The 22032-nt window shown below is 55.7% G+C and carries 19 protein-coding genes and 1 pseudogene; 12 read left to right on the forward strand and 8 right to left on the reverse strand.

Features of this window, described 5'->3' with window-relative positions:
* The 4 genes from ACYVG7_RS19545 to ACYVG7_RS19560 form a co-directional block, all read right to left on the reverse strand.
* Positions 1-575: lytic transglycosylase domain-containing protein (locus ACYVG7_RS19545; RefSeq protein ID WP_460884778.1), on the reverse strand; the 575-nt coding region annotated here is incomplete at its 3' end.
* Entirely contained in the window at positions 562-1224 is a 663-nt protein-coding gene (locus ACYVG7_RS19550; RefSeq protein ID WP_288388998.1) for a DUF6475 domain-containing protein, read from the reverse strand. The genes ACYVG7_RS19545 and ACYVG7_RS19550, both read right to left, overlap by 14 nt.
* Positions 1211-2080 (reverse strand): hypothetical protein, encoded by an 870-nt coding sequence (locus tag ACYVG7_RS19555; protein WP_460884779.1) that lies wholly within the window; start codon positions 2078-2080, stop codon positions 1211-1213. Before ACYVG7_RS19555 ends, ACYVG7_RS19550 begins: the two co-directional genes overlap by 14 nt.
* 55 nt (positions 2081-2135) lie before the next feature.
* Positions 2136-2387: a helix-turn-helix domain-containing protein gene (locus tag ACYVG7_RS19560; RefSeq protein ID WP_000451746.1), complete on the reverse strand. Its 252-nt coding sequence runs from the start codon at positions 2385-2387 to the stop codon at positions 2136-2138.
* Between the two features lie 117 nt (positions 2388-2504).
* Here ACYVG7_RS19560 and ACYVG7_RS19565 point away from each other — a divergent pair, with 117 nt between their 5' ends.
* The 10 genes and pseudogenes from ACYVG7_RS19565 (at position 2505) to serB (ending at position 14183) form a co-directional block, all read left to right on the forward strand.
* Positions 2505-3152, forward strand: coding sequence for a LexA family protein (locus ACYVG7_RS19565; RefSeq protein ID WP_337226121.1), 648 nt, complete (start codon positions 2505-2507; stop codon positions 3150-3152).
* Positions 3153-3408: 256 nt separating this feature from the next.
* On the forward strand, positions 3409-4998 hold the full coding sequence (gene prfC, locus ACYVG7_RS19570; RefSeq protein ID WP_460884780.1) for a peptide chain release factor 3: 1590 nt from the start codon (positions 3409-3411) through the stop codon (positions 4996-4998).
* Positions 4999-5779: 781 nt separating this feature from the next.
* Positions 5780-6985 (forward strand): annotated as a pseudogene (locus ACYVG7_RS19575) (NupC/NupG family nucleoside CNT transporter).
* Positions 6986-7135: 150 nt separating this feature from the next.
* Positions 7136-7948 (forward strand): TatD family hydrolase, encoded by an 813-nt coding sequence (locus ACYVG7_RS19580; RefSeq protein ID WP_460884781.1) that lies wholly within the window; start codon positions 7136-7138, stop codon positions 7946-7948.
* Between the two features lie 237 nt (positions 7949-8185).
* Positions 8186-8356, forward strand: a complete 171-nt coding sequence (locus ACYVG7_RS19585; protein WP_460884782.1) for a XapX domain-containing protein — start codon at positions 8186-8188, stop codon at positions 8354-8356.
* A gap of 242 nt (positions 8357-8598) precedes the next feature.
* Positions 8599-9372 carry a deoxyribose-phosphate aldolase gene (gene deoC / locus ACYVG7_RS19590; protein ID WP_460884783.1) on the forward strand — a complete coding sequence of 258 codons (774 nt, stop codon included), beginning with the start codon at positions 8599-8601 and terminating at the stop codon, positions 9370-9372.
* 280 nt (positions 9373-9652) lie between these two features.
* Positions 9653-10993, forward strand: a complete 1341-nt coding sequence (gene deoA / locus ACYVG7_RS19595) for a thymidine phosphorylase (protein WP_460884784.1) — start codon at positions 9653-9655, stop codon at positions 10991-10993.
* A 2-nt stretch (positions 10994-10995) separates the two neighbouring features.
* Positions 10996-12219, forward strand: coding sequence for a phosphopentomutase (locus ACYVG7_RS19600; protein ID WP_460884785.1), 1224 nt, complete (start codon positions 10996-10998; stop codon positions 12217-12219).
* A gap of 74 nt (positions 12220-12293) precedes the next feature.
* On the forward strand, positions 12294-13016 hold the full coding sequence (gene deoD / locus ACYVG7_RS19605) for a purine-nucleoside phosphorylase (RefSeq protein ID WP_460884786.1): 723 nt from the start codon (positions 12294-12296) through the stop codon (positions 13014-13016).
* A 162-nt stretch (positions 13017-13178) separates the two neighbouring features.
* Positions 13179-14183 carry a phosphoserine phosphatase SerB gene (gene serB, locus ACYVG7_RS19610; RefSeq protein WP_460884787.1) on the forward strand — a complete coding sequence of 335 codons (1005 nt, stop codon included), beginning with the start codon at positions 13179-13181 and terminating at the stop codon, positions 14181-14183.
* 73 nt (positions 14184-14256) lie between these two features.
* Here serB and ACYVG7_RS19615 read toward each other — a convergent pair whose 3' ends face one another.
* Positions 14257-16617, reverse strand: coding sequence for a PilZ domain-containing protein (locus ACYVG7_RS19615; RefSeq protein WP_460884828.1), 2361 nt, complete (start codon positions 16615-16617; stop codon positions 14257-14259).
* 94 nt (positions 16618-16711) lie between these two features.
* Here ACYVG7_RS19615 and radA point away from each other — a divergent pair, with 94 nt between their 5' ends.
* Positions 16712-18076 (forward strand): DNA repair protein RadA, encoded by a 1365-nt coding sequence (radA, locus tag ACYVG7_RS19620; RefSeq protein ID WP_460884788.1) that lies wholly within the window; start codon positions 16712-16714, stop codon positions 18074-18076.
* Positions 18077-18144: 68 nt separating this feature from the next.
* On the opposite strand, the gene ACYVG7_RS19625 is transcribed toward radA, so the two are convergent.
* Together ACYVG7_RS19625 and rsd are read right to left on the reverse strand one after the other, a co-directional pair.
* Complete coding sequence (locus ACYVG7_RS19625) at positions 18145-18537, reverse strand: PilZ domain-containing protein (protein WP_460884789.1); 393 nt, start codon at positions 18535-18537, stop codon at positions 18145-18147.
* A gap of 98 nt (positions 18538-18635) precedes the next feature.
* Complete coding sequence (gene rsd, locus ACYVG7_RS19630; RefSeq protein ID WP_460884790.1) at positions 18636-19109, reverse strand: sigma D regulator; 474 nt, start codon at positions 19107-19109, stop codon at positions 18636-18638.
* Positions 19110-19319: 210 nt separating this feature from the next.
* Here rsd and hemE point away from each other — a divergent pair, with 210 nt between their 5' ends.
* A complete protein-coding gene (gene hemE / locus ACYVG7_RS19635) occupies positions 19320-20384 on the forward strand; it encodes a uroporphyrinogen decarboxylase (protein WP_460884791.1) in 1065 nt (354 codons plus the stop codon).
* Between the two features lie 91 nt (positions 20385-20475).
* Here hemE and ACYVG7_RS19640 read toward each other — a convergent pair whose 3' ends face one another.
* Positions 20476-21942, reverse strand: a complete 1467-nt coding sequence (locus tag ACYVG7_RS19640; protein ID WP_460884792.1) for a peptidoglycan DD-metalloendopeptidase family protein — start codon at positions 21940-21942, stop codon at positions 20476-20478.
* Positions 21943-22032: the final 90 nt, after the last annotated feature.

The raw sequence follows: 22032 nt of genomic DNA on the forward strand, positions 1-22032 counted from the left end.
CAAGAGCCCAACAGTGCAAAATCCTGGTTATCGGGTGGGGTGAAAATAGTCAACAACACGTAAAGGGAACAGCGCCCTCTTTGCCCATACCAGCGTGCACGCTCTTCGTTCCAACTGTGATAGCGGCCTATGCCAAGCTCTAAATCATTTGGTGAAGACTTGATTGCTTCGGCCAAAATACTTGAGCCGACCGTAAGGTTGGTGATGGGGTCTAGCAGTTCTGCTGCTGAGCTCACCCGATGCCCATGCCAATGCAAATTGATTTGCATAAGGCCAATATCGAGCTGATATTTTTCAGTCTCTTGCAGTGCCTGGCTTAACAGTTGCTCTGCTTCTGTCTTAGATTTGGCGTAGGTTGCATTTGAACCATTGCGAATTGCGTATGGCCATGGACTGGTCATGTTGAGACCACGATGTGAGGCCGACTCAGCCAAGGCAACGGCGTAGAGCATGACTGGATCAATACCAACGCTTTGTGCTGCTTTTTCCCACTGATAGCCCGGAAACGCATAGACTGAAGTGCTTGCAGACATGGCTATCACTAGGGCAATGGTTTTTGCTTTAATCGTTTTCATTTTTGTCCTCTAATTGATTTCCGAGAAGCGCCTGAATGGCTTTCGGGCTTATTCTTTTCAAAGGCACTGCGCTAAAGTCAGCGATGCCTCTTGTATAAACTTGTGCTGCTTTTGACCAGTCGCCCACGGCAACCGGCGCTTGCATATCAAATCCTTTTTGCTGGTTCTGATGGTCTGCAATACCTTGTAATAGCCTTGGGTATTCACCCACTTCGTCCCGCAGCAAGTAAGCCTGGTAGCGTGCTAAAAACTCTTTTTGCTTAAAGGGGTATTCCCTGTCGTCAACCTTGCAGAGTTCAACCCACCCCCCCATGTCTGAAATAACGCGGTGAATAAGCGCATCGTCAAACATCACGGATGTCCAAGCGCCAACCTGACGAATAGCCTTGTCGACTTTGTTCCAAGCAACCATGGCTCTTGAACCCGAGTTGCCATCAATATGCTTGATGACGTCAGCGGGCTTTGGAAAAAATTGCCCTGTATCCGGTGATTGAATATGCCGAGTCAGACCGATTCGCACTTCTTCAATGCTATAAGCACGAAGGGCTTCAAATGCGATGGATAGCAATTGTGGTGATACGCTTTTGCCATACATGGCCCAAGCTGCTCCCCAAACTTCAGCAAACTCGCGTTTATCAACCTCCTGCACTTGAATGAACCTCCCGAATACCTGGTCCGGCCCAGCTTTCAGCAATGCGGCGATTGCTTTCTTCAATGTTCAATTGGTGATTGCTGCCCTTTAGGCTCGTCGATGATTGCTGTACTTCATCAATGCGAACGTACTCGTCTTCCCATTGCCGGTTTAAAAGCCAGTTATGTGGCATAGGGGTCTTAGTCCGATCTTGATACTGCAATCGGTTGTCTCGTTGCTCTTTCCAGCGTGTTAGCACTTCCAAGGCGAGTTCATGGTCTTCATTGAGGCCCATGCGTAGCCATTCTTCTTTGGCTTTCGCTTTTTTTTCTTTGCGTATTTGTACATCCCAGAAGTCTTCAAACTGTATGTGGTCAACAGTTTTAACTGTTGGTTTATTGCTTCTCTCAGAGTCATCCGACCGTTGAGAGTCTCTTACCGGGTTGCCATCTGGCATAAACAATGATGAAAATTCTTCTGGTAGCCGAGCTTGAAAAGCGGAAAGAGATTTCAAAAGCGATGCCATACCAACGAAGTCGGCAGGTACATCTTTAAACAACCGAAAGGCTGCCTTACCTTGGTTTGGGTTTTCGATTGGGTTGTGCTTCAGAAAGCTCCGAATCAAAGTCCAACCGGATTCCTCGCAACGAATGAGGAACTGATCTTGTTCTAACTCATTTAGAGCCTTGGCAACCTGTTGCTCTTCCCAGTTCAAGTCAGAAGCAACGTAACCAATCGGCAATCGAAAGCAGCCAAGCAAATTACAATGTGGGCATGTAAGCAAATACAGTCCTAGCAACTTCGCTGAGTCACTCCAGGACAAAACGTTTTGCTTTAGCCAAAAGCGGGTATAGACCTTGCCATAGTCACGCATGGAGGAACTCGCTTTTGTGTTTAAGTAAAATGCTGACCATTATTTGCCCTTAATCCTACTGGTTACTGGCTTTCAGCTCGCTTGGGCATTCGGGATAGATGTCCGGTCTTAACTGAGATCGGGTTACCTGTCCTTGCGTAGCTTGTTCGATGGGTAAAACGAATTCAGCGGGAACACGCCCTGATTTATTCAACCAAAACCAGACGTTTTGCTGTTTTGAGTTGATGGCTCGTGCTAATGCTGATTGCCCGCCGACCAAGTCAATGGCACGGCGGAGATGTTTTTGTGTCGTGTTGAACACTTCCATACCGTCTCCTGTTACAATAATAACTGTTACAAGATTGAATGTTACAGTTTAAACTGTAGATTAGTCAACAGTTAAAATTGTTGAAAGGCTACAGTTTTATTTGTAGAATACGGGCTTATGAAAACTTTATCCGAACGACTAAACCATGCCTTGCAGCTTACTGGGGTGACTCAGTCTGAGTTGGCTCGTCGCATTGGTATCAAACAGCAGTCGATCAGCCAGATTTGCTCTGGTAAATCGGCTAGGTCTCGTTACACCATGCAGATCGCGGAGGCGCTTCGCGTGAATGCTCATTGGCTCGCCACAGGTGATGGCGAGATTGGCTTGGGGGTCGGTAATGTAGAAGTCGGGCCTGACATTAAGGGAAGAATTCCTCTCATTAACTGGGTTCAGGCCGGTGATTGGACTGAAATAGCGGAGGGATTTGCCCATGAAGATGCTGAGGAGTGGCGTGAAGTCACTGGGAAAGCACGTGAGGGTTGTTTCGCACTTCGCGTAAAAGGCGACAGTATGGAAAATCCAAGCGGAAAAAAATCCATACCTGAGGGGGCAGTGATCGTTGTTGATCCTGAGTTACCTTATTCTTCAGGTTCATTGGTTGTTGCGCGTTTGGATGATTCGAAAGAAGCAACCTTTAAGCAGTTAGTTATTGATGGTGAACAGAAGTACCTAAAACCTTTGAACCCGCAATACCCTGCAATACCGATCAACGGCAACTGCACCATCATCGGTGTAGTACGACAAGCTATCATCGATTTCTGGTAGCGAAGGAATTTGTGGTTTAGCCACAGTTGTTCATGAGCTGAAGAAGCAACGATTGCAAACAGCTACAACTGAGCATTGGCGCACGCTGAGAGTAAATGGTAACCGATTAGATAACCATTGATTGTTTATAAAGTCAAGATCAGCGAAAATAGCGGCCAATTACGATTAACACGACGGATTTGACAAGCGAAGAACTGAAAATAGAGTACTTCCAAAAGTGTGTACAAATCCGTGTACAAACTAAAAGAATTTATACATGGCAAACCAAGATTTTCTTAATGAAATCAATAAGCGAAGGACCTTTGCTATCATCTCCCACCCCGATGCGGGTAAGACCACCATCACCGAGAAGGTGCTGCTGTTCGGGAACGCTATTCAGCGCGCCGGTACCGTCAAGGGTCGCGGCTCGGGTCAGCATGCCAAATCCGACTGGATGGAGATGGAAAAGGAGCGGGGCATCTCGGTCACCACCTCGGTGATGCAGTTCCCCTACAACGACTGTCTGGTCAATCTGCTGGATACCCCGGGTCACGAAGACTTTTCCGAAGATACCTATCGCACCTTGACGGCGGTGGACTGCTGTCTGATGGTCATCGACGCCGCCAAGGGGGTTGAAGATCGTACCCGCAAGCTGATGGAAGTCACTCGCTTGCGCGACACCCCGATCCTCACCTTCATGAACAAGCTGGACCGCGAAGTCCGCGACCCGATGGAAGTGCTGGACGAAGTCGAGAACGAGCTCAAGATCCTGTGCGCTCCCATCACCTGGCCCATCGGCTGCGGCAAGCAGTTCAAGGGGGTCTATCACCTCTATAAGGACGAGATCTATCTCTACCAGTCCGGTCAGGGGCACACCATCCAGGAGAAGCGCGTGATCAAGGGGCTGGATAACCCGGCGCTGGATCAGGCGGTGGGCGAGGATCTGATCGATCAGCTGCGCGAGGAGCTGGAGCTGGTGCAGGGCGCCTCTCACCAGTTCGATCTGGACGCCTTCCGCAACGGCGAGATGACGCCAGTGTTCTTCGGGACGGCGCTGGGTAACTTCGGTGTGGATCATATGCTCGATGGCCTCACCGAGTGGGCGCCTGCGCCCATGCCGCGGGAAACCGACAAGCGGACCGTCGAGGCGAGCGAGGATAAGTTCTCCGGCTTCGTGTTCAAGATCCAGGCAAACATGGATCCCAAGCACCGCGACCGTATCGCCTTTATGCGCGTGGTCTCCGGCAAGTACGAGAAGGGCATGAAGATGCGCCATGTGCGCATCGGCAAGGATGTGAATATCTCCGATGCCGTGACCTTCATGGCCGGGGATCGGGAGCAGGCCGAGGAGGCTTACCCGGGCGATATCATCGGTCTGCACAACCATGGCACCATCCAGATCGGCGATACCTTCACCCAGGGTGAAGACATCCGTTTTACCGGGATCCCGAACTTTGCCCCTGAGCTGTTCCGTCGCATTCGGCTGCGGGATCCGCTCAAGCAGAAGCAACTGCTCAAGGGGCTGGTGCAGCTCTCCGAAGAGGGTGCGGTGCAGGTATTCCGTCCCATCGAGAATAACGATCTCATCGTCGGTGCCGTCGGTGTGCTGCAGTTTGATGTGGTGGTGTCGCGCTTGAAGAGTGAATATGGCGTCGAGGCGCTGTATGAAACCATCAACGTCAGTACCGCCCGTTGGGTCGAATGCAAGGATGGCAAGAAGCTGGATGAGTTCGAGCGCAAATGCGCTATGAATCTGGCGCTGGATGGTGGTGACAACCTGGCTTATATAGCCCCAACCATGGTCAATCTGAACCTGACCATGGAGCGCTATCCGGATGTGGTATTCCACAAGACCCGGGAACACTAAGCGCTTCCTGTGCTTGCAAGGGCTGCCATCGGGCAGCCCTTTTTGTATGGCTCTGTTCCAGTCATGGGTCGAGAGCTCCTGCACAGGCTTGAGGTAGGAGTCCGCACGAAAGGCAGACTCCAGCCCGAATGCTTGTCAGTTAAAAGGTTCGGGAGAGACACCCTCTCTCGCCAACTCGCCGTAAACCCTTCCATGGGGGCTCGATGGCGGCATCCCTGCCGCCAACGGTTGGCTCAAAAGGCTATCTCTCCTTCGCTAACTGACTGGCATTAGACTCCTGCCCTCTCGATTTCCAACAGGTGATTGGGACATGACCTGTTTGTATCCGAGATCGGGCTCTATTGGCGATCAATAATGAGATGAGGATTATTTTTTATAAATACGGATTCATTATTTCGCATTTAACCTCCCCATTATTGAATATAGGAGGTAAATAAAAACGTTTGCTTGTTATGGATATAATTCCGACACACTTCGATACAATCGTTTTTCTCTGCTTTTTGATATGATTTATTATCGGACGCTGAGTCTGATATAAACGTTTTACATAAATTACAATCACTTGGTGATGGTGTATTTCACCGTTACTGGTTTTTTTGCATCTAGCCATCGAATGAATCCTTATTTTATTTGTGGATAAAAATAGAGTTAGAAATAAAACGTTTTTCTGGTCTGAATAATTGATTCATGATGAAACAATGTGATGGCTGGTCAATTTTTAATTCGGCTGTTAATTACTATGAGCCCCGTCCTCCCCATTTATTAAAACAGGTCTACGGAAATGGCATATTTACATTTTGTTCTCGGGCTCATCATGGTGCTGGGGCTAGCCCTGGCGGCCAACCCCAAAGAGTGGCGCAAGATCAAGTTGCGCTTCGTGGTGCAACTGCTGGTGGTCGAACTGGCACTGGCCTGGTTCATGCTCAACTCCCAGGTTGGGTTGGCGGTGATCGGTGGCTTTGCTGCCGCGTTCAACAAACTGATGGATTTCGCCGCCGAAGGCACCAACTTCGTATTCGGCGGTCTGATGAACGAGGGTGCTTTCACCTTCTTCCTCAAGGTGCTGATGCCCATCGTGTTTATCTCGGTGCTGATCGGTATCCTGCAGTACATACGTCTGCTGCCGCTGATCATCCGGGGGATCGGCACCGTGCTGGCCAAGATCAACGGCATGGGCAAGCTGGAGTCATTCAACGCCATCAGCTCGATGATTGTCGGCCAATCCGAGAACTTCATCGCCATCAAGAACATACTGCCCCATATCAACCAGAAGCAGATGTACACACTGGCGGCCACGGCGATGTCGACGGTCTCCATGTCCATCGTCGGCGCCTACATGTAGATGATTGAGCCCCGTTATGTGGTGGCGGCTCTGGTGCTCAACATGTTCAGTACCTTTATCGTGCTGTCGATCATCAACCCCTACGAGCCGGACAACACAGCCACCGATGCGGCCAAACTGGCGCAAGGGGATGTGCACCATACTCCCAAGCGCGAGAACTTCTTCGAGATGCTGGCCGAATACATCATGGCCGGGTTCACGGTGGCGGTGATTGTGGCGGCCATGCTGGTCGGCTTCATCGCGCTGATCGCCATGATCAACTACCTGTTTGATGCCGCCTTTGGCATGAGCTTCCAACAGGTGCTGGGTTATCTGTTCTTCCCGATTGCCTGGGTACTGGGCATCCCTGGTGGTGAGGCCATGCAAGCGGGCAGCATCATGGCGACCAAGTTGGTGACCAACGAGTTTGTGGCCATGATGGACCTGGGCAAGATGGCGGCCGGTCTGTCACCGCGCACTCTGGGCATGTTGTCGGTCTTCCTGGTCTCGTTTGCCAACTTCAGCTCCATCGGCATCATCGCCGGAGCCGTGAAGGCGCTGAATGAAGAGAAGGGCAACATGGTCTCGCGCTTCGGTCTGAAGCTGGTGTATGGCTCGACCCTGGTGAGCTTGCTCTCGGCCGTGGTGACCGGCGTGATGCTCTGAGTGATGGATTCGAACAAGGGCCTCCGGTGACGGAGGCCCTTTTGTCGTTAGTAATCCCGATGTTTCACGGGGAGAACGAGGTTAAGGCTGACAAGCGGCGGTGGAGTGATTAGCCTGAAAGTGATCGTTCTTTATCTTGCGAGTCATCCTATGTTGACTGATAGCGATGCGTTGACGGATAGCCATGTCCACCTGGATCTGGAGGAGTTTGCCGCGGATCTGCCAGCCGTCTTGGCTCGAAGCCGGGCGGTCGGGGTCGGGCGCTGGATAGTGCCGGCCATTGCTTCCCGTCACTGGGATCGACTGGTGGCACTGCACGCGGCGCAGCCGGGTGTGTTTTATGCCCTCGGCTTACATCCCTGGTTTCTGGCCGAGGAGTCGCCCCAGGCACTGGAGACGTTGGCCTGCCGGCTGGCGGCGCGACCTGAAGGTCTGGTGGCGATCGGGGAGTGCGGGCTGGATGGCGCCATCGCCCTGCCGCTGGCCGAGCAGTTGCCCTGGTTCGAGCGGCATCTGCAATTGGCCTGCGAGCTCAAACTGCCGCTGATTGTGCATTGCCGCCGCTGTTATAACGAGGTACTGGCGCTGCTGGCTCGCTATCGTCCGCCCGCAGGCGGGGTGTTGCATGGCTTTGCCGGTTCGCGCCAACAAGGAGAGCAGCTCTGGGCGCTGGGCTTTCGCTTAGGCGTCGGTGGCGTCATCAGCTATGAGCGCGCCCAGAAGACGCGGCGTGCCGTGGCCCAGTTACCGGTGCAGGCGCTGCTGCTGGAGACCGATGGCCCGAGCATGCCGCTGGCGGGGGCTCAGGGAGAGCGTAACGAGCCTTGGCGGGTGTCCGAGGTGCTGACGATCTTGGCGCAATTGCGCCAGCAGCCGGTCGAGGTGCTGATGCCACTGTTGGAGGCCAATGTGGAGGCGCTGTTTTTCCGCGATCGGAGCGCACGGAATGGCAGCATCGCGTGATGCCGCGACCGCCGAATGAAGCGGCGACCAGGGCTGTTTGCGCAAAAGCGTTTGCTCTCTCAGTCTGTTGACTCCGGCTTGGATAGGATGAGCCTGTCCACGAAGCCACTTCCCGGGAAACCGGGCTGGACCACGCCACAGCCATGCTGTGGCGTTGATGTTTTAGGCTCCTGAAAAGCGTTTGCGTCGCCAGATCCGGAGTCTGGGTGATTGATATGCTGGGTATAGAGGTATGAGATGAACGAAGTTGTGCTCTCCTTGTTGGCGGGTGGTGCGGTCGGGTTATTGTTTGCGTTTCTGAAACTGCCGATCCCGGCTCCGCCCGTGCTGTCCGGTATCATGGGCATCGTCGGGGTTTATCTTGGTGCTCAGGCCTACTATTGGTTGTTGGCGCGCTTTTTTTCCTGAAAAATGCGCCACGGAATGCGGCATGGAGTCGCTTCCACACACATGACCCGCCGGAGGGTGGGTCTGCGGTCAAATGGAATTGAAGCCGTCACCCGGGATCGGGTCGCGTGCGCTCTTCACGGAACCAAGTCCGCTCCTGTTATGAACCGGTGTTCGTACCGGGGATGACAGTTGACGAGTTTGGCCTCCTCGCGAGACCAGGGTTTATCACTGCAGCTTTTAATTTTGCATTGGAGTTTTCGATGAGCGATTTGCAACAAGCCGCCCAGCGCGCGCTGAACCTGATGGATTTGACCACCCTGAATGATGACGATACCGATGCCAAGGTGATTGCTCTGTGCCATCAGGCCAAGAGCCCGGCCGGACTGACCGCTGCGGTCTGTATCTACCCGCGCTTTATCCCGATTGCCCGCAAGACCTTGCGCGAGATCGGGGCCGAGGCGGTACGGATTGCCACCGTGACCAACTTCCCCCACGGCAATGATGATATCGAGATCGCCGTAGCCGAGACCCGTGCCGCCGTGGCCTATGGTGCCGACGAGGTGGATGTGGTGTTTCCCTATCGGGCGCTGATGGCCGGTAACGAACAGGTGGGTTTCGAGCTGGTCAAGGCCTGCAAGGCCGCCTGTGGCGAACAGGTGCTGCTCAAGGTAATTATTGAGACCGGTGAGCTCAAGAGCGAAGCCCTGATCCGTCGCGCCTCGGAGCTGGCGATTGATGCCGGTGCCGATTTTATCAAGACCTCGACCGGCAAGGTGGCGGTGAACGCTACCCTGGAGGCGGCCCGCATCATGATGGAAGTGATCCTGGCGCGCAATCCGGCGGTAGGCTTCAAGCCGGCCGGTGGCGTCAAGGATGCCGCCAAGGCGGCGGAATATCTGGATCTGGCTGCTTCTATCCTCGGGGATAACTGGGTCAGCCCGCGCACCTTCCGCTTCGGGGCTTCGAGCCTGCTGGCCAGTCTGCTGGCAACTCTGGGTCATGGGCCGGCACCGGCAGCCAATAACGGCTACTGATGAGAGTTCTCCTGACGACATTCGATCGCTGGTCTCTCGAAACCTAGGGGGAATTGTCTTAACGCCAACCGTTGGCGCCATGGATGGCGCCGTCGAGCCCCCAGGGATGGGTTTACGGCGAGTTGGCGTAAGGCAAGCCCCCGAGGTTAAACGCGGTCTGGCATCGGCATCCTGTCGTCAAGGGAGCGAGCAACAGATAACGACAAGCCGGTGATGACGAGGCATGACCCGCACCCGGTTTGCACCAACAAGACTACGGAATCAACCTCAGAGGTGTGCAATGTTTCTTCCCCAGGAGATCATTCGCAACAAACGCGACGGCCGCGAGCTTTCCGCCGACGAGATCCGCTTTTTTATTCAGGGGGTCGCCAACGACAGCGTCAGCGAGGGGCAGATTGCCGCCCTGGCGATGGCGATCTATTTCAATGACATGACCATGAACGAGCGCATCGCGCTGACCTGCGCCATGCGCGATTCCGGCTCGGTCCTCGACTGGACATCGCTGGAGCTGGGTGGGCCGATTGTCGACAAGCACTCTACCGGCGGAGTGGGGGATGTGACCTCGCTGATGCTGGGGCCCATGGTGGCTGCCTGTGGCGGCTTCGTACCGATGATCTCCGGCCGTGGCCTGGGGCATACCGGCGGTACCCTGGATAAACTCGATGCCATTCCCGGCTACCAGACGGCGCCCAGTACCGAGTTGCTGCGCCGCGTGGTGAAGGAGGTCGGGGTGGCGATCATCGGTCAGACCGGTGATCTGGCCCCCGCCGACAAGCGCTTCTATGCCACTCGGGATGTGACGGCGACCGTCGAGGCCATTCCGCTCATCACCGCCTCCATCCTCTCCAAGAAGCTGGCGGCGGGTCTGCAGGCGCTGGTGATGGATGTGAAGGTGGGCTCCGGTGCCTTCATGCCCAGCTTCGAGAAATCGGCCGAGTTGGCGCGCAGTATCGTCGCGGTGGCCAATGGCGCCGGTTGCAAGACCTCGGCGCTGCTCACCGATATGAGCCAGTTGCTGGCCTCCAGTGCCGGCAATGCCCTGGAGGTGCGCGAAGCGGTGCGTTATCTGCTCGGTGAGTACCGCAACCCACGGCTGCATGCCGTGACCATGGCGCTGTGTAGCGATATGCTGGTGGCCGCCGGATTGGCTGCCGATGAGCGCCAAGCCCATGCCAAGCTGCAAACTGTGCTGGATAACGGCGCTGCTGCTGAACGTTTCGGCCGCATGGTCGCGGCTCTGGGCGGTCCGGCTGATTTTATGAGTCGTTATGACGAGTACCTGCCGAGCGCCCCCGTGATCCGGCCGCTGCTGGCCGAACGTGGCGGATTCGTGCAGCGTATGGACACCCGCGCCATCGGTATGGCGGTGGTGGCCATGGGCGGCGGTCGTCGTCGGGCCAGCGATGCCATCGACTACCGTGTCGGCTTCAGTGACTTCTGCCAGCTGGGTCAGGCGATCACAGCTGGGCAACCGCTCGCTCTGATCCATGCCCGCAGCGAGGCGGATTATCAGGAGGCGGCCCAGGCCCTGCGGCAGGCCATCGTCATCGGGGATACTAGTCCCGAGGCGTTACCCGAGGTTTATCAACGCATCACGGCCAGCGATGTGAAGGAGCTATAGCCATGAAACGTACCTTTATTCTGATGATGGACTCACTGGGCATTGGCGCTGCCGCTGACGCCGCCCGTTTTAACGATACCGGCGCCAACACCCTCGGCCATATTGCCGCCGAGTGTGCCGCGGGCCGCGCCGATATCGACCGCCAGGGGCCGCTGCAGATCCCCAATTTAACCCGTCTGGGTCTGGCTCACGCCTGTGCCGGGGCCAGCGGCGAGTTTCCGGCCGGTCTGGATGCCAGCGTGGTACCGCAAGCGGCCTATGGCTATGCCCAGGAAATCTCCTCGGGCAAGGATACGCCCTCTGGTCACTGGGAGATGGCAGGTTCGCCGGTGCTGTTCGATTGGGGCTACTTTAGCGACAAGGAGCAGAGCTTTCCGCCTGCCTTGCTGGAAACGCTGGTGACCAAGGGCAAACTACCTGGATACCTAGGTAATTGTCACTCCTCCGGTACCGTGATCCTCGATGAGCTGGGCGAAGAGCATATGCGCACCGGCAAGCCGATTTTTTACACATCGGCCGATTCGGTGTTCCAGATCGCCTGCCATGAAGAGACCTATGGTCTGGATGCCCTCTATGCCCTGTGTGAACTGGCGCGCGAGGAGTTGACCCACGGTGGTTATAACATAGGCCGGGTGATTGCCCGTCCCTTCACCGGGAACAAACCCGGTGAATTCCAGCGCACCGGTAACCGTCATGATTACGCGGTCGAGCCCCCCATGCCGACCTTGCTGGACAAGATGAAGGCCTCGGGTGGCGAGGTGATTGCCATCGGCAAGATCTCCGATATTTACGCCGGTTGCGGTGTCACCCAGAAGCTCAAGGCCACCGGCCTTGAGGAGCTGTGGGATGTCACGTTGCAGCAACTGCAAGCGGCCGGGGATCACAGCATCATCTTCACCAACTTCGTCGATTTTGACTCCTCCTATGGCCACCGCCGCGATGTGGCGGGCTATGCCCGGGCGCTGGAGTATTTTGACCGCCGCTTGCCGGAGCTGATGGAACAATTAGGCGCTGGTGATCTGGTGGTGCTGACCGCCGACCATGGCTGTGACCCGACGTGGACCGGAACCGATCATACCCGTGAGTATGTGCCGATGATCTTCTGTGGCCCTCCGGTGGCGGCGCAAGATCTGGGCCGCCGCGAGACGTTCGCCGATATTGGCCAGAGCATAGCCCGCTATCACGGCTTGCCAGCGCTCGATTACGGAACCAGCTTTATTGAATGATGAACCGGACCGCGAGCCCGACCCGCGGTTCTGAATAAGACAGTGCTACCAGGAACTATATAAGGAACCAAACGATGCCAACTCCTCATATCAATGCCAAAGAGGGTGCCTTTGCTGATGTTGTCTTGATGCCGGGCGATCCGCTGCGCGCCAAATACATTGCCGAGACCTTTCTCGATAATGCCGAGCTGGTGACTGATGTCCGCAACATGTATGGCTACACCGGGACTTACAAGGGTCGCCGTATCTCGGTCATGGGTCATGGCATGGGGATCCCCTCCTGCTCCATCTACACCAAGGAGCTGATCACCGAGTATGGGGTGACTACTCTGATCCGTGTCGGCTCCTGCGGCGCGGTACGGGATGATGTCAACTTGCGCGATGTGGTCATCGGCATGGGCGCCAGTACCGACTCCAAGGTGAACCGCATGCGGTTCAAGGATCATGACTTTGCTGCGCTGGCCGATTTTGATCTGGTGCGCCACGCCGTGGATGCCGCCAAAGCCCGGGGTATCGCCGTCAAGGTCGGGAACCTGTTCTCCGCCGATCTGTTCTACAACCCGGATGTGGCCATGTTCGATGTGATGGAGAAATACGGCATTCTGGGCGTCGAGATGGAAGCGGCCGGTATCTATGGTGTGGCGGCCGAATTCGGTGCCAAGGCATTGACCATCTGCACCGTCTCCGATCACATCAAGCGCCATGAGCAAACCAGCTCCGAAGAGCGTCAGCTGACCTTCAACGAGATGATCCTGATTGCGCTGGACTCGGTGCTGCTGGCCGATCAAGTGGCCTGAGGGCCTGCAGCTTGGAATGGCACCCATGCTCGGCCTGGGTGATATGCCATCAGGGGGACGCGCAGAGCGTCCCCTTTTTATGGGCGCAAAACCTTGCCTGTTGCCAGCCGGATCGCTACCCTGAGCGCTCATTTTTGCGTTCAGCTGGGAGCCCTACGCCAGATGCCTTTTTCTCACTTGCCCCATGATGTTGCCGCCTGGTCTTCGGTCCTGGCTTCTGCCCCCGTCTATGTTGCCCAGGCCGATACCTTGCTGCCCCGTGAACACTTGCCGGTTCAAGGCGGTTATCTGGTGCTGATGGGCGAGTTTCTTAGCCGCGAGCAACTGGCGGTTGTGGTTGCCCAGCTGCAGAGTCTTGATATCGCGTGGGCACTGGTGCCGCCGTTTGTGCTGGCGGAAGTGCAGGTGCTGGTGTTGGCGCTGGATCGCTATGATGCCGAGCTGGCGCTCTGGCTCAAGGCCCAGGAGTGGCCGCTGGATGCCGCCCATGTCGCCGAGTTGCCCAACTTCGCTGAGCCGGGCCTGATCCTGATGGATATGGACTCCACCGCCATCCAGATCGAGTGCATTGACGAGATAGCCCGTCTGGCCGGTGTCGGTGAACAGGTATCGGCGGTGACCGCTGCGGCCATGCAGGGCAAGCTGGAATTTGCCGACAGCCTGCGTAACCGGGTGGCGCTGCTCAAGGATGCCCCCATTTCGATCCTGGACGCGGTGGCCGCCAATATGCCGCTGATGCCGGGTCTGACACTGCTGGTGGATGGCGCCAAGGCGGCCGGTTGGAAGGTGGCGATTGCCTCTGGGGGTTTCACCCGCTTTGCTGGCAAGCTGCAGCAGGATCTGGGGCTGGATCATATCGAAGCCAATAACCTGGAAACGGACGGTGAGCTGCTGACCGGTCAGGTGCTGGGGCGCATCGTCGATGCCAAGGTCAAGGCCGAGACCCTGCAACTGCTGCAGACCCGCTACGGCATCGGCAGCGCGCAGACGGTGGCCATCGGCGATGGAGCCAATGACTTGCCGATGCTCAAGGTGGCGGGACTCGGCGTGGCGATCCATGCCAAGCCCATTGTCCGTGAACAGGCGCAGGTGGCGATTCGCCAGCTGGATCTGGAAGCCGTGCTCTGCTTGCTGCACGCTGGGGCCCGGGTGGCGGCACTGCGCTGATATTCGCGCCGACCGAAATGACAAGGGAGCCATCACGGCTCCCTTTTTTGTGTGTATCGGTGGGCGTCAGCGACTAGCGTTTGATTTTCAAACGGTACAGGGTGGCGGCTGTGGTATCCATCAAGTCGCAGATACCGGCCACACTCCACAGCGTCTCTTCCAGCTGCCGTGCCTTATGGATGGCATATTTGGCGACGTAATCCAGCTCACCGGCGATGAAGTCCACATCCGGGCGACCGGTGCGGGAGAGAAATAGTCGCACCGAGGAGAAGTTGCCGCGCTTGAGGGCATTGCGCACGAAGTGGCGCTTATCCTCGGCGCTGGTGAATTCATCCTCCAGGCGGCTGTCGTAGCAGAGATCACCCTGCCTGTCGAACTGGCGGCTGATGAAGATCTCGCAACTATAGGGAGCATCCTCCCGACGTAGCTTGCGCAGCGGCAGCAAAATGAGATGTTTGAGCAACGGCCCCTGGAACAGTGGCAGCAGGTTAAAGGGTTTCTCCACGCAGCACTCGGTCAGCAAACCTTGTAATGGCCGGGGTTTATCGATGGTGCCGATGGCGCCGAGCCGATTGGGCTTGGCCTTGCTCAAGTACAAGGGGGTATTGAACAGGTGATAGGTATATAGATTGCGTAGTGCCCGAGCCATGCCGCTCATGCGTTTGAGCTCACGAGCGGTTTTGAGCTTGTCCGGGTTACTGTCGATCAGGCGCTGGAAGAACAATCGGCCGATATGCGTATCAGCCGACCCTTCGATGCACAGATTCAGTACGGTATGGGCCGGATTGGCATTCACCACCCGATAAGCCAGATTCTGCAGTTTCATATCCCGGGTCAGAGCTTGTAGCTTGGGCAGAGTTAGTCCGATGATATCGCCTCGCTCACAGGCCAGGGGTTGCTCCAGCTCGACCTGTAGACCGTGTGTGGAAATATCGCGGGTCCAGCCGACCACGGTATTGACGCCATGTTTCACCGCCACGGCGGTCTTGTGCATGTAACGCAGCTCCTTGCGCAGTTGCACGTAATGCAGCAGCTCTAGCTCGAATGCTGGCACCTCAATCGGATTGGCAAAGATCTGCAACTGATTGGCCTGGAACTCCTCCAAGGCATCGGTCAGATAGTCGATGCGCTGGGCATCATCATCGACGGCGATGAGCTGGCCGACATAACCGAGTTGCTCCAGTTGTTGTTCCACCGTGGCAACGTGGGCTGGAGGCAGGCCATCGATGTTGATTAGGCTCTTGAGGCCCTGGCTGTTGAGCTGAATGGCCTCCAGATCCAGTTTGAATACACGCCAGCTTGGCCGCCGGGCTCCGACGGTGAAGAACAGATCCCGTAACCCGCTCTCTTCGAGCTCCTCCTGGGTGGCGGAGAAGAAGTAGATATGGCTGCGCACTGTGTGGGTGAAGCAGTAGATCCAGCATTGCTTGTGGGGCTGAGTTTGACTGAGCAGGCGTTGCATCCGCAGCGGGGTGAAGAGTCCACCGAGCTTGTCGTTATTGCGTTCGTCACGCCAGTATTCCAGCACCGCCTGATTGTTCTCGCTTTTGAGCACATGTACCAGTTGCGGGGTGGCCTCTTTGTTGAAGAACAACGGCAAGCCGGTCATGCGCGGCAGATAGTATTGCTCGTAGCCCTTCACCTCGACCGAGGAGAGTAGATAATCGATGCTGACCCGATAACGAACTTTATTGGTATCGATGAAGTTGTGCAGATAACGATCCAGCTCGGGATCGGAATCGGCGCGCAGCAGCTTGAGCCAGAAGCGGTTTTCCCGCAGCTCCTCGCCGAGGATCTGATAGCAGACTGGTTCGTTGATCAGGGGAGCCGGAGACTCCTTCTGCAAGCCGGTGAAGGTGACATGACACAGTTCGCCCACTTCGAAGGCGATGGGGGCGGTCAGCAATAGCCGCAAGCCACCAGGAGATATATCCGAGGTCTTGGCCTGAAGCGCAGGTTGGGAACCGAGCTTGAGTACTACCGGCGAGCTGAAATGCATACGCTCTTCGCGTCTGTGGTAGTAACTGGCAAAGTGCACCGAGTCGATCTCGAAGCGATGGGGATCATGGGATGGATCCTCGCCGAGCTGGGAGTCTTTTTTCAGCCGCTCTTTTTGTGCCGCCAGTACCGCCTCGTAGACCCCTACCGTGTATTTACCGTGGTAGATGGGAATCGTGGCCTGGAACACTTCGATATCTTCCGGGGTCATAAAGTGCTGGATCCCGGCATAGACGAAGGGCACGGCACTATTCCGGGCCCGCAGGTCGATACTGCGCACGGACGGGGTAGATTTGCGCTTGAGCTCCATTTTTAGCAAAAAACGGGTATTGTTGTTCTCACCATGGGTCAGGCGGCTGAATATTTCATCAAAGTCGGGCTCTCTGATCAGCGGCAATAGCTGTTCGAGCAGAGGATGTGGCCTTTCTGAATCCATAACCGGGTAAGTCCGTTCCATGACAACAAGCTTTGTTGGCTAAATGTATTTTACTATATCGACCATGTCTTTGTTTTCTTAATGAGTTTGTGTGATGGCCCGAAGCAAAGTTGCGTTTGTTTGCAGTGAATGTGGCGCCGAATTTCCCCGTTGGCAGGGGCAGTGCGGCGAGTGCCACGAATGGAACACCATCTCCGAGATTCGGATGAGCACAGCGACGGCCAAGAGTGGCTCGCGCTTGAGTGGCTATGCCGGTGAGCTCAGTGGCAAGGTGCAGACCCTGGCCGATGTCGCCCTGACCGAAATTCCTCGTTTCAGCTCCGGATTTCGCGAACTGGACCGGGTGCTGGGTGGCGGTATAGTTCCGGGCTCTGCCATTCTGATTGGCGGTCATCCCGGAGCCGGTAAGAGCACCTTGCTGTTGCAGACCATGTGTCAGCTGGCGGCACGGATGCCGACCCTCTACGTCACTGGGGAGGAGTCGTTGCAGCAGGTGGCAATGCGCGCCGGCCGGTTGAATCTGCCGACCGATAAGCTGCGGATTGTCTCGGAAACCAGTGTCGAGCAGATCTGCAACCTGGCGCAGCAGGAAAAACCCGCCATCATGGTCATCGACTCCATTCAGGTGATGCATGTGGCTGATGTCAGTTCGGCGCCGGGCTCTGTCTCCCAGGTGCGGGAGGGCGCTGCCCAGTTGACCCGTTTTGCCAAGCAGCATCAGGTGGCCATCTTCATGGTGGGCCATGTGACCAAGGATGGCACTCTGGCGGGTCCCAAAGTGCTGGAGCATTGTGTGGACTGCTCTGTGTTGCTGGAGGGGGATGGCGACTCCCGTTACCGTACCCTGCGGTGTCAGAAGAACCGCTTCGGCGCCGTCAATGAACTGGGCGTATTTGCCATGACGGCCCAGGGGATGAAAGAGGTCAGTAATCCTTCGGCCATCTTCCTCAATCGAGGTGAAGCCGAAAGTCCGGGCTCAGTGGTGATGGCGATTTGGGAAGGCACCCGCCCACTGTTGGTCGAGCTACAGGCCCTGGTGGACTACTCCCAGCTCTCCAATCCGCGTCGTTTGGCGGTAGGTACCGAGCATAATCGTCTGGCGTTGCTGTTGGCGGTGTTGCATCGCCATGGTGGTGTGCAGATGTCGGATCAGGATGTGTTTATCAATGTGGTTGGCGGGGTCAAGGTCGAGGAGACCAGTGCGGATTTACCGTTGATCCTGGCCATGGTCTCCAGTTTCCGCGATCGGCCGGTGGCCCAGGATCTCATCAGTTTCGGTGAGGTGGGGTTGTCCGGTGAAATTCGCCCGGTACCCTCGGGCCAGGAGCGCCTGCAAGAGGCGGTCAAGCATGGCTTTCGCAAAGCGATCATTCCCAAGGGCAATATGCCCAAACAACCCATTCCTGGGATGGAAATCCTGGCCGTCAGTACCTTAGCTGAAGCGCTGGAGCTGCTTTAGTCTGCTTGCTGCGCATGAATGCATGAGGCCACCGCGGGGTGGCCTCTCTGCTTTGATTGACCGAGGGGTTAATCCGCGGAATGGGATTGCTCATGCTCGATATGTTCTTCCAGCAGGTGAGCCAACTCGCGCTGCAGCATATCGGCGTTGCCGACGTTCAATTCAATCAGCCGTTTGAGGTGGGAGACACTGTCGATATCAATATGGTGGCAATACAAACCGAGGCGATTTTTCCCGGCATGACTGGGCTCGACTTCCATGCGGATTTCGATATCCGATCCGGCCAACGCGAAGCTGAGTTCGAAACGACCCGTTACGGTCTCCGGCCAGCCCTCGGGTTGTTCAACCAGCGCCCCTTGCAAGGATAAGTCCAGCAGTTTGACCTGCCAGCAGCGCTCGCCCTGACATAACTGTGCCGGAGTAGAAAAAATAACGCGGAAAAAACGGCGGCGCTCGATCATGGTGTCCTCCTGAACTCGTCGTTTTTAGTGTAGGCGGATCTGGCGGACCAAGGTAAGCCCCATGCTTGAATAATGTGCTTCAGGCACGGGGTAAATGCTCAGGCGGCGATAATTTCATCCAGGATCTGCAAGGCCTTGACCAGTCGATCCTCCAGACGGAAGCGCTCCTCCAGCAGCGGGCCGAGCTCATTCAGATCGGCATCCAGCTCCAGCAGCTTATCTTCGTCCAGGCCATCGCCGTACTTGTCGTTGAAGCTCAGGGCAAACTCAGTGGTGGCCTCTATCTTCGGTAATATCCGATTCACAATGGACAGACGGCGCCCGCTGGCCTTCTCGATAGCACTGATAACATGCTGATAAATCTCGAAATGCCCTGCGGATATATAGTCCACCAGATGCTGGCAGAAATCCTGAACCTGAGTGCAGGAGGGCAGGCATTTTTTCCGGTTGCTCTTGTGGCTCAACAGACCGACAAACTGCACCAGCAATTCATGCCGCGCATCCAGTAGCGCATCTATCGACTCATTTTTACCGGCCAGTAACTGGCGGGTTTTATCGATTCGAGTGAGCATAGAGCCTCCCCATCTGACTTGTTGTAACGCTTTTGTTACTGCCATTAAACGGAGTTATTTCAGATCAGGTCAATAGCCTGGCAGCCTTTCTTTGCGCTCTGTTAACTCGGACATGATTTGTTAGCAAAAGGCTATCGTCCAGTGAGCTTCCGGTTACAGGTCAGAATGTTACAATCGGCATTCTCAATGGTCCGAGGAAATGGAAAGAGTATGCAACCCTTGGTGAATGATCGTTACTTACGTGCCCTGCTGCGGCAACCTGTCGATGAAACGCCGGTCTGGATGATGCGGCAGGCGGGGCGTTATCTGCCGGAATACCGTGATGTCCGAACCCAAGCCGGTGATTTCATGTCGCTGTGTCGTAATCCCGAGTTGGCGTGCGAAGTCACCCTACAGCCATTGCGTCGCTATGCGCTGGATGCCGCCATTCTATTCTCGGATATCTTGACCATACCGGATGCCATGGGATTGGGATTGACCTTTGGTCAGGGCGAAGGCCCGCGCTTTGCCCGCCCTGTGACGTGTTTGCGTGATGTGCAACAACTTCCGGTTCCTGATCCGGAAGATGAGTTGCGCTACGTGATGGATGCGGTCCGAACCATTCGCAGCGCCTTACAAGGTAAGGTTCCGCTGATTGGCTTTGCGGGCAGTCCCTGGACACTGGCCACCTATATGGTGGAGGGGGGCAGTTCCAAAACGTTTACTCGCATCAAGCAGATGATGGTACGAGAGCCGGAAATCCTGCATGCCTTGCTGGCTAAGCTGGCGGACAGTGTATGTCTGTATCTGAATGCCCAGGTAGCGGCTGGCGCCCAATCGTTGATGATTTTTGATACTTGGGGTGGTGTGCTCTCTACTCCCGCGTATCGAGCTTTTTCGCTGGATTATATGGCGCGGATTGTTGCCGGGCTCACTCGGGAGTCCGAAGGTCGTCCTGTACCCGTCACCCTGTTCACCAAAAATGGTGGTCAGTGGCTGGAGGCGATTGCGGACACTGGCTGTGATGCGATTGGTCTGGACTGGACGGTGGATTTGGCCGATGCCCGGCGTCGGGTCGGTCATCGGGTGGCCCTGCAAGGCAATATGGATCCCGCCATGTTATATGCCTCGGCATCCGGCATTGAGCAGGAAGTGGCACGTATTCTTGCGGAGTTTGGTCCAGGCAATGGTCATGTGTTCAATCTGGGGCATGGGATCGCCCAGGATGTGGATCCGGCGCAGCCGACGCATTTTGTCGATGCCGTGCATCGCCTCTCTCGCCCGTATCACCGGTAGTCATCGTCGGTACCATGTTTCTGGTCGCAATCAAACAACAAGGCCGACATTGCTGTCGGCCTTGTTATTGACTGTTATCGAAGAGTGCGTTCTAGCCCCGATTCATTAACCGCTTGTATTCGCGAACCTTAGCCAGATATTGACGCTTGCTCTTGCCGCCCATACTTTCATTCATCGGCAAATCGACACGCATGGCATTGACCGGACGGTTGTTGATACGGAACTCATAATGCAAGTGAGGACCAGTAGAGCGGCCAGTGTTTCCTGACAAACCAATCTTCTGGCCTTGTTTGATCTTTTGCCCGGGTTTCACCAGTAGCTTGCTCAGATGCATATACACTGTGGTGTATTTACCGCCATGACGAACTACCACGTAGCGTCCCATGTCTCTATGGCTGGTGGCCTTGATGACAATGCCCTCACCGGTCGTCAGAACCGGAGTTCCGACGCGGACTGAAAAGTCCGTACCATTGTGGGGTTGCACTCGCCCGGTTACCGGGTTGCGGCGGCTGGGACTAAAACCAGAGCTGACCCGACGCTGGCCCGGGATCGGATAACGCATGAAAGTGCCGGCACTGCTGAAACTGGAGGCGCTTTCATCGTAGAAATTCCCATCCGTGTTACGGAAGGCGCTAAAATTTCGGCCATTAATCGTGAAAGCCACAGCCAGGATCTTGGCATTCTCGCTATGTGCCTTATCGAACAGGACCTTGAAGGTATCGCCCCGGTGCAGATCACGACGGAAGTCGATACGGCCCCGGAACATGTTGGCAACCTTGTGGATCTGGTTATTGGTCAGTCCCGCGTTACGGGCGCTGGTGACAAAGGCTCCACTGATACTGCCTTTAATGACCCGGCTCGGGCGAACCGTAGCCACTTCTTTCTTTTTCTGTTCCGCTTTTGCTGTCTTGAGATCGGACTTGGCGTCTACGATAGCCTTGGTTTGTGGCTTGGCACTCTCGGCTTCGTCATCATCTACGGTGTTGCTGACAAACTTGGCGGCATCACCACTCACAGGTTCAACACGAGAAACATAATTGTCGCCTTGGCGCTCGAACAACACGCGCCGCTCGCCGTCCAATGGGATAGCCAACTGTTGCAAAACGTTGTTGCCATCGACCATGAAGGAGAGTTTTTGGTTGATCTTGAGTCGGATCAGGGAGTTCTGGATGTCCACTTCCAGCAACTTATGTAGGGTCTTGGCGGGCAGGTTCAAGGTGTTGAAGATCACGGATAAGTTGTCGTCACCCTTCACCTTATAGTCAAGCCATTCGGGATCCGGTGCTGAATCCGCGTCCAGACCATCAACGGGAGACGCCTCATCACCGACCACTTCGTGATCAGGGATGGTTAAAAATTCGGTATCTGCAGCTTGGGTACCGGAGATATTGGCTTCGGCAGAGAGATCTTCGGCTTGTACCGTGATGGGATTATCCGCAAGCAGCTCATTCGGGGAAGGCAGCAGTGTTACGCTGGCAACAGAAAACCCCGCCAACATCAAGATGGCGTACAGGTGTTGCCGGGGAATGGGAGGCTCCCACTCGGCGATTCTGCTCATTGGAGCTAAAAACCGTTTCATCCTGTGTCCTTGCTTTATCGAAACTGGATACATAGAAAACCGATGATTTATATCATCACGAAACGCAGG

Source organism: Pseudaeromonas pectinilytica, from assembly GCF_054780855.1.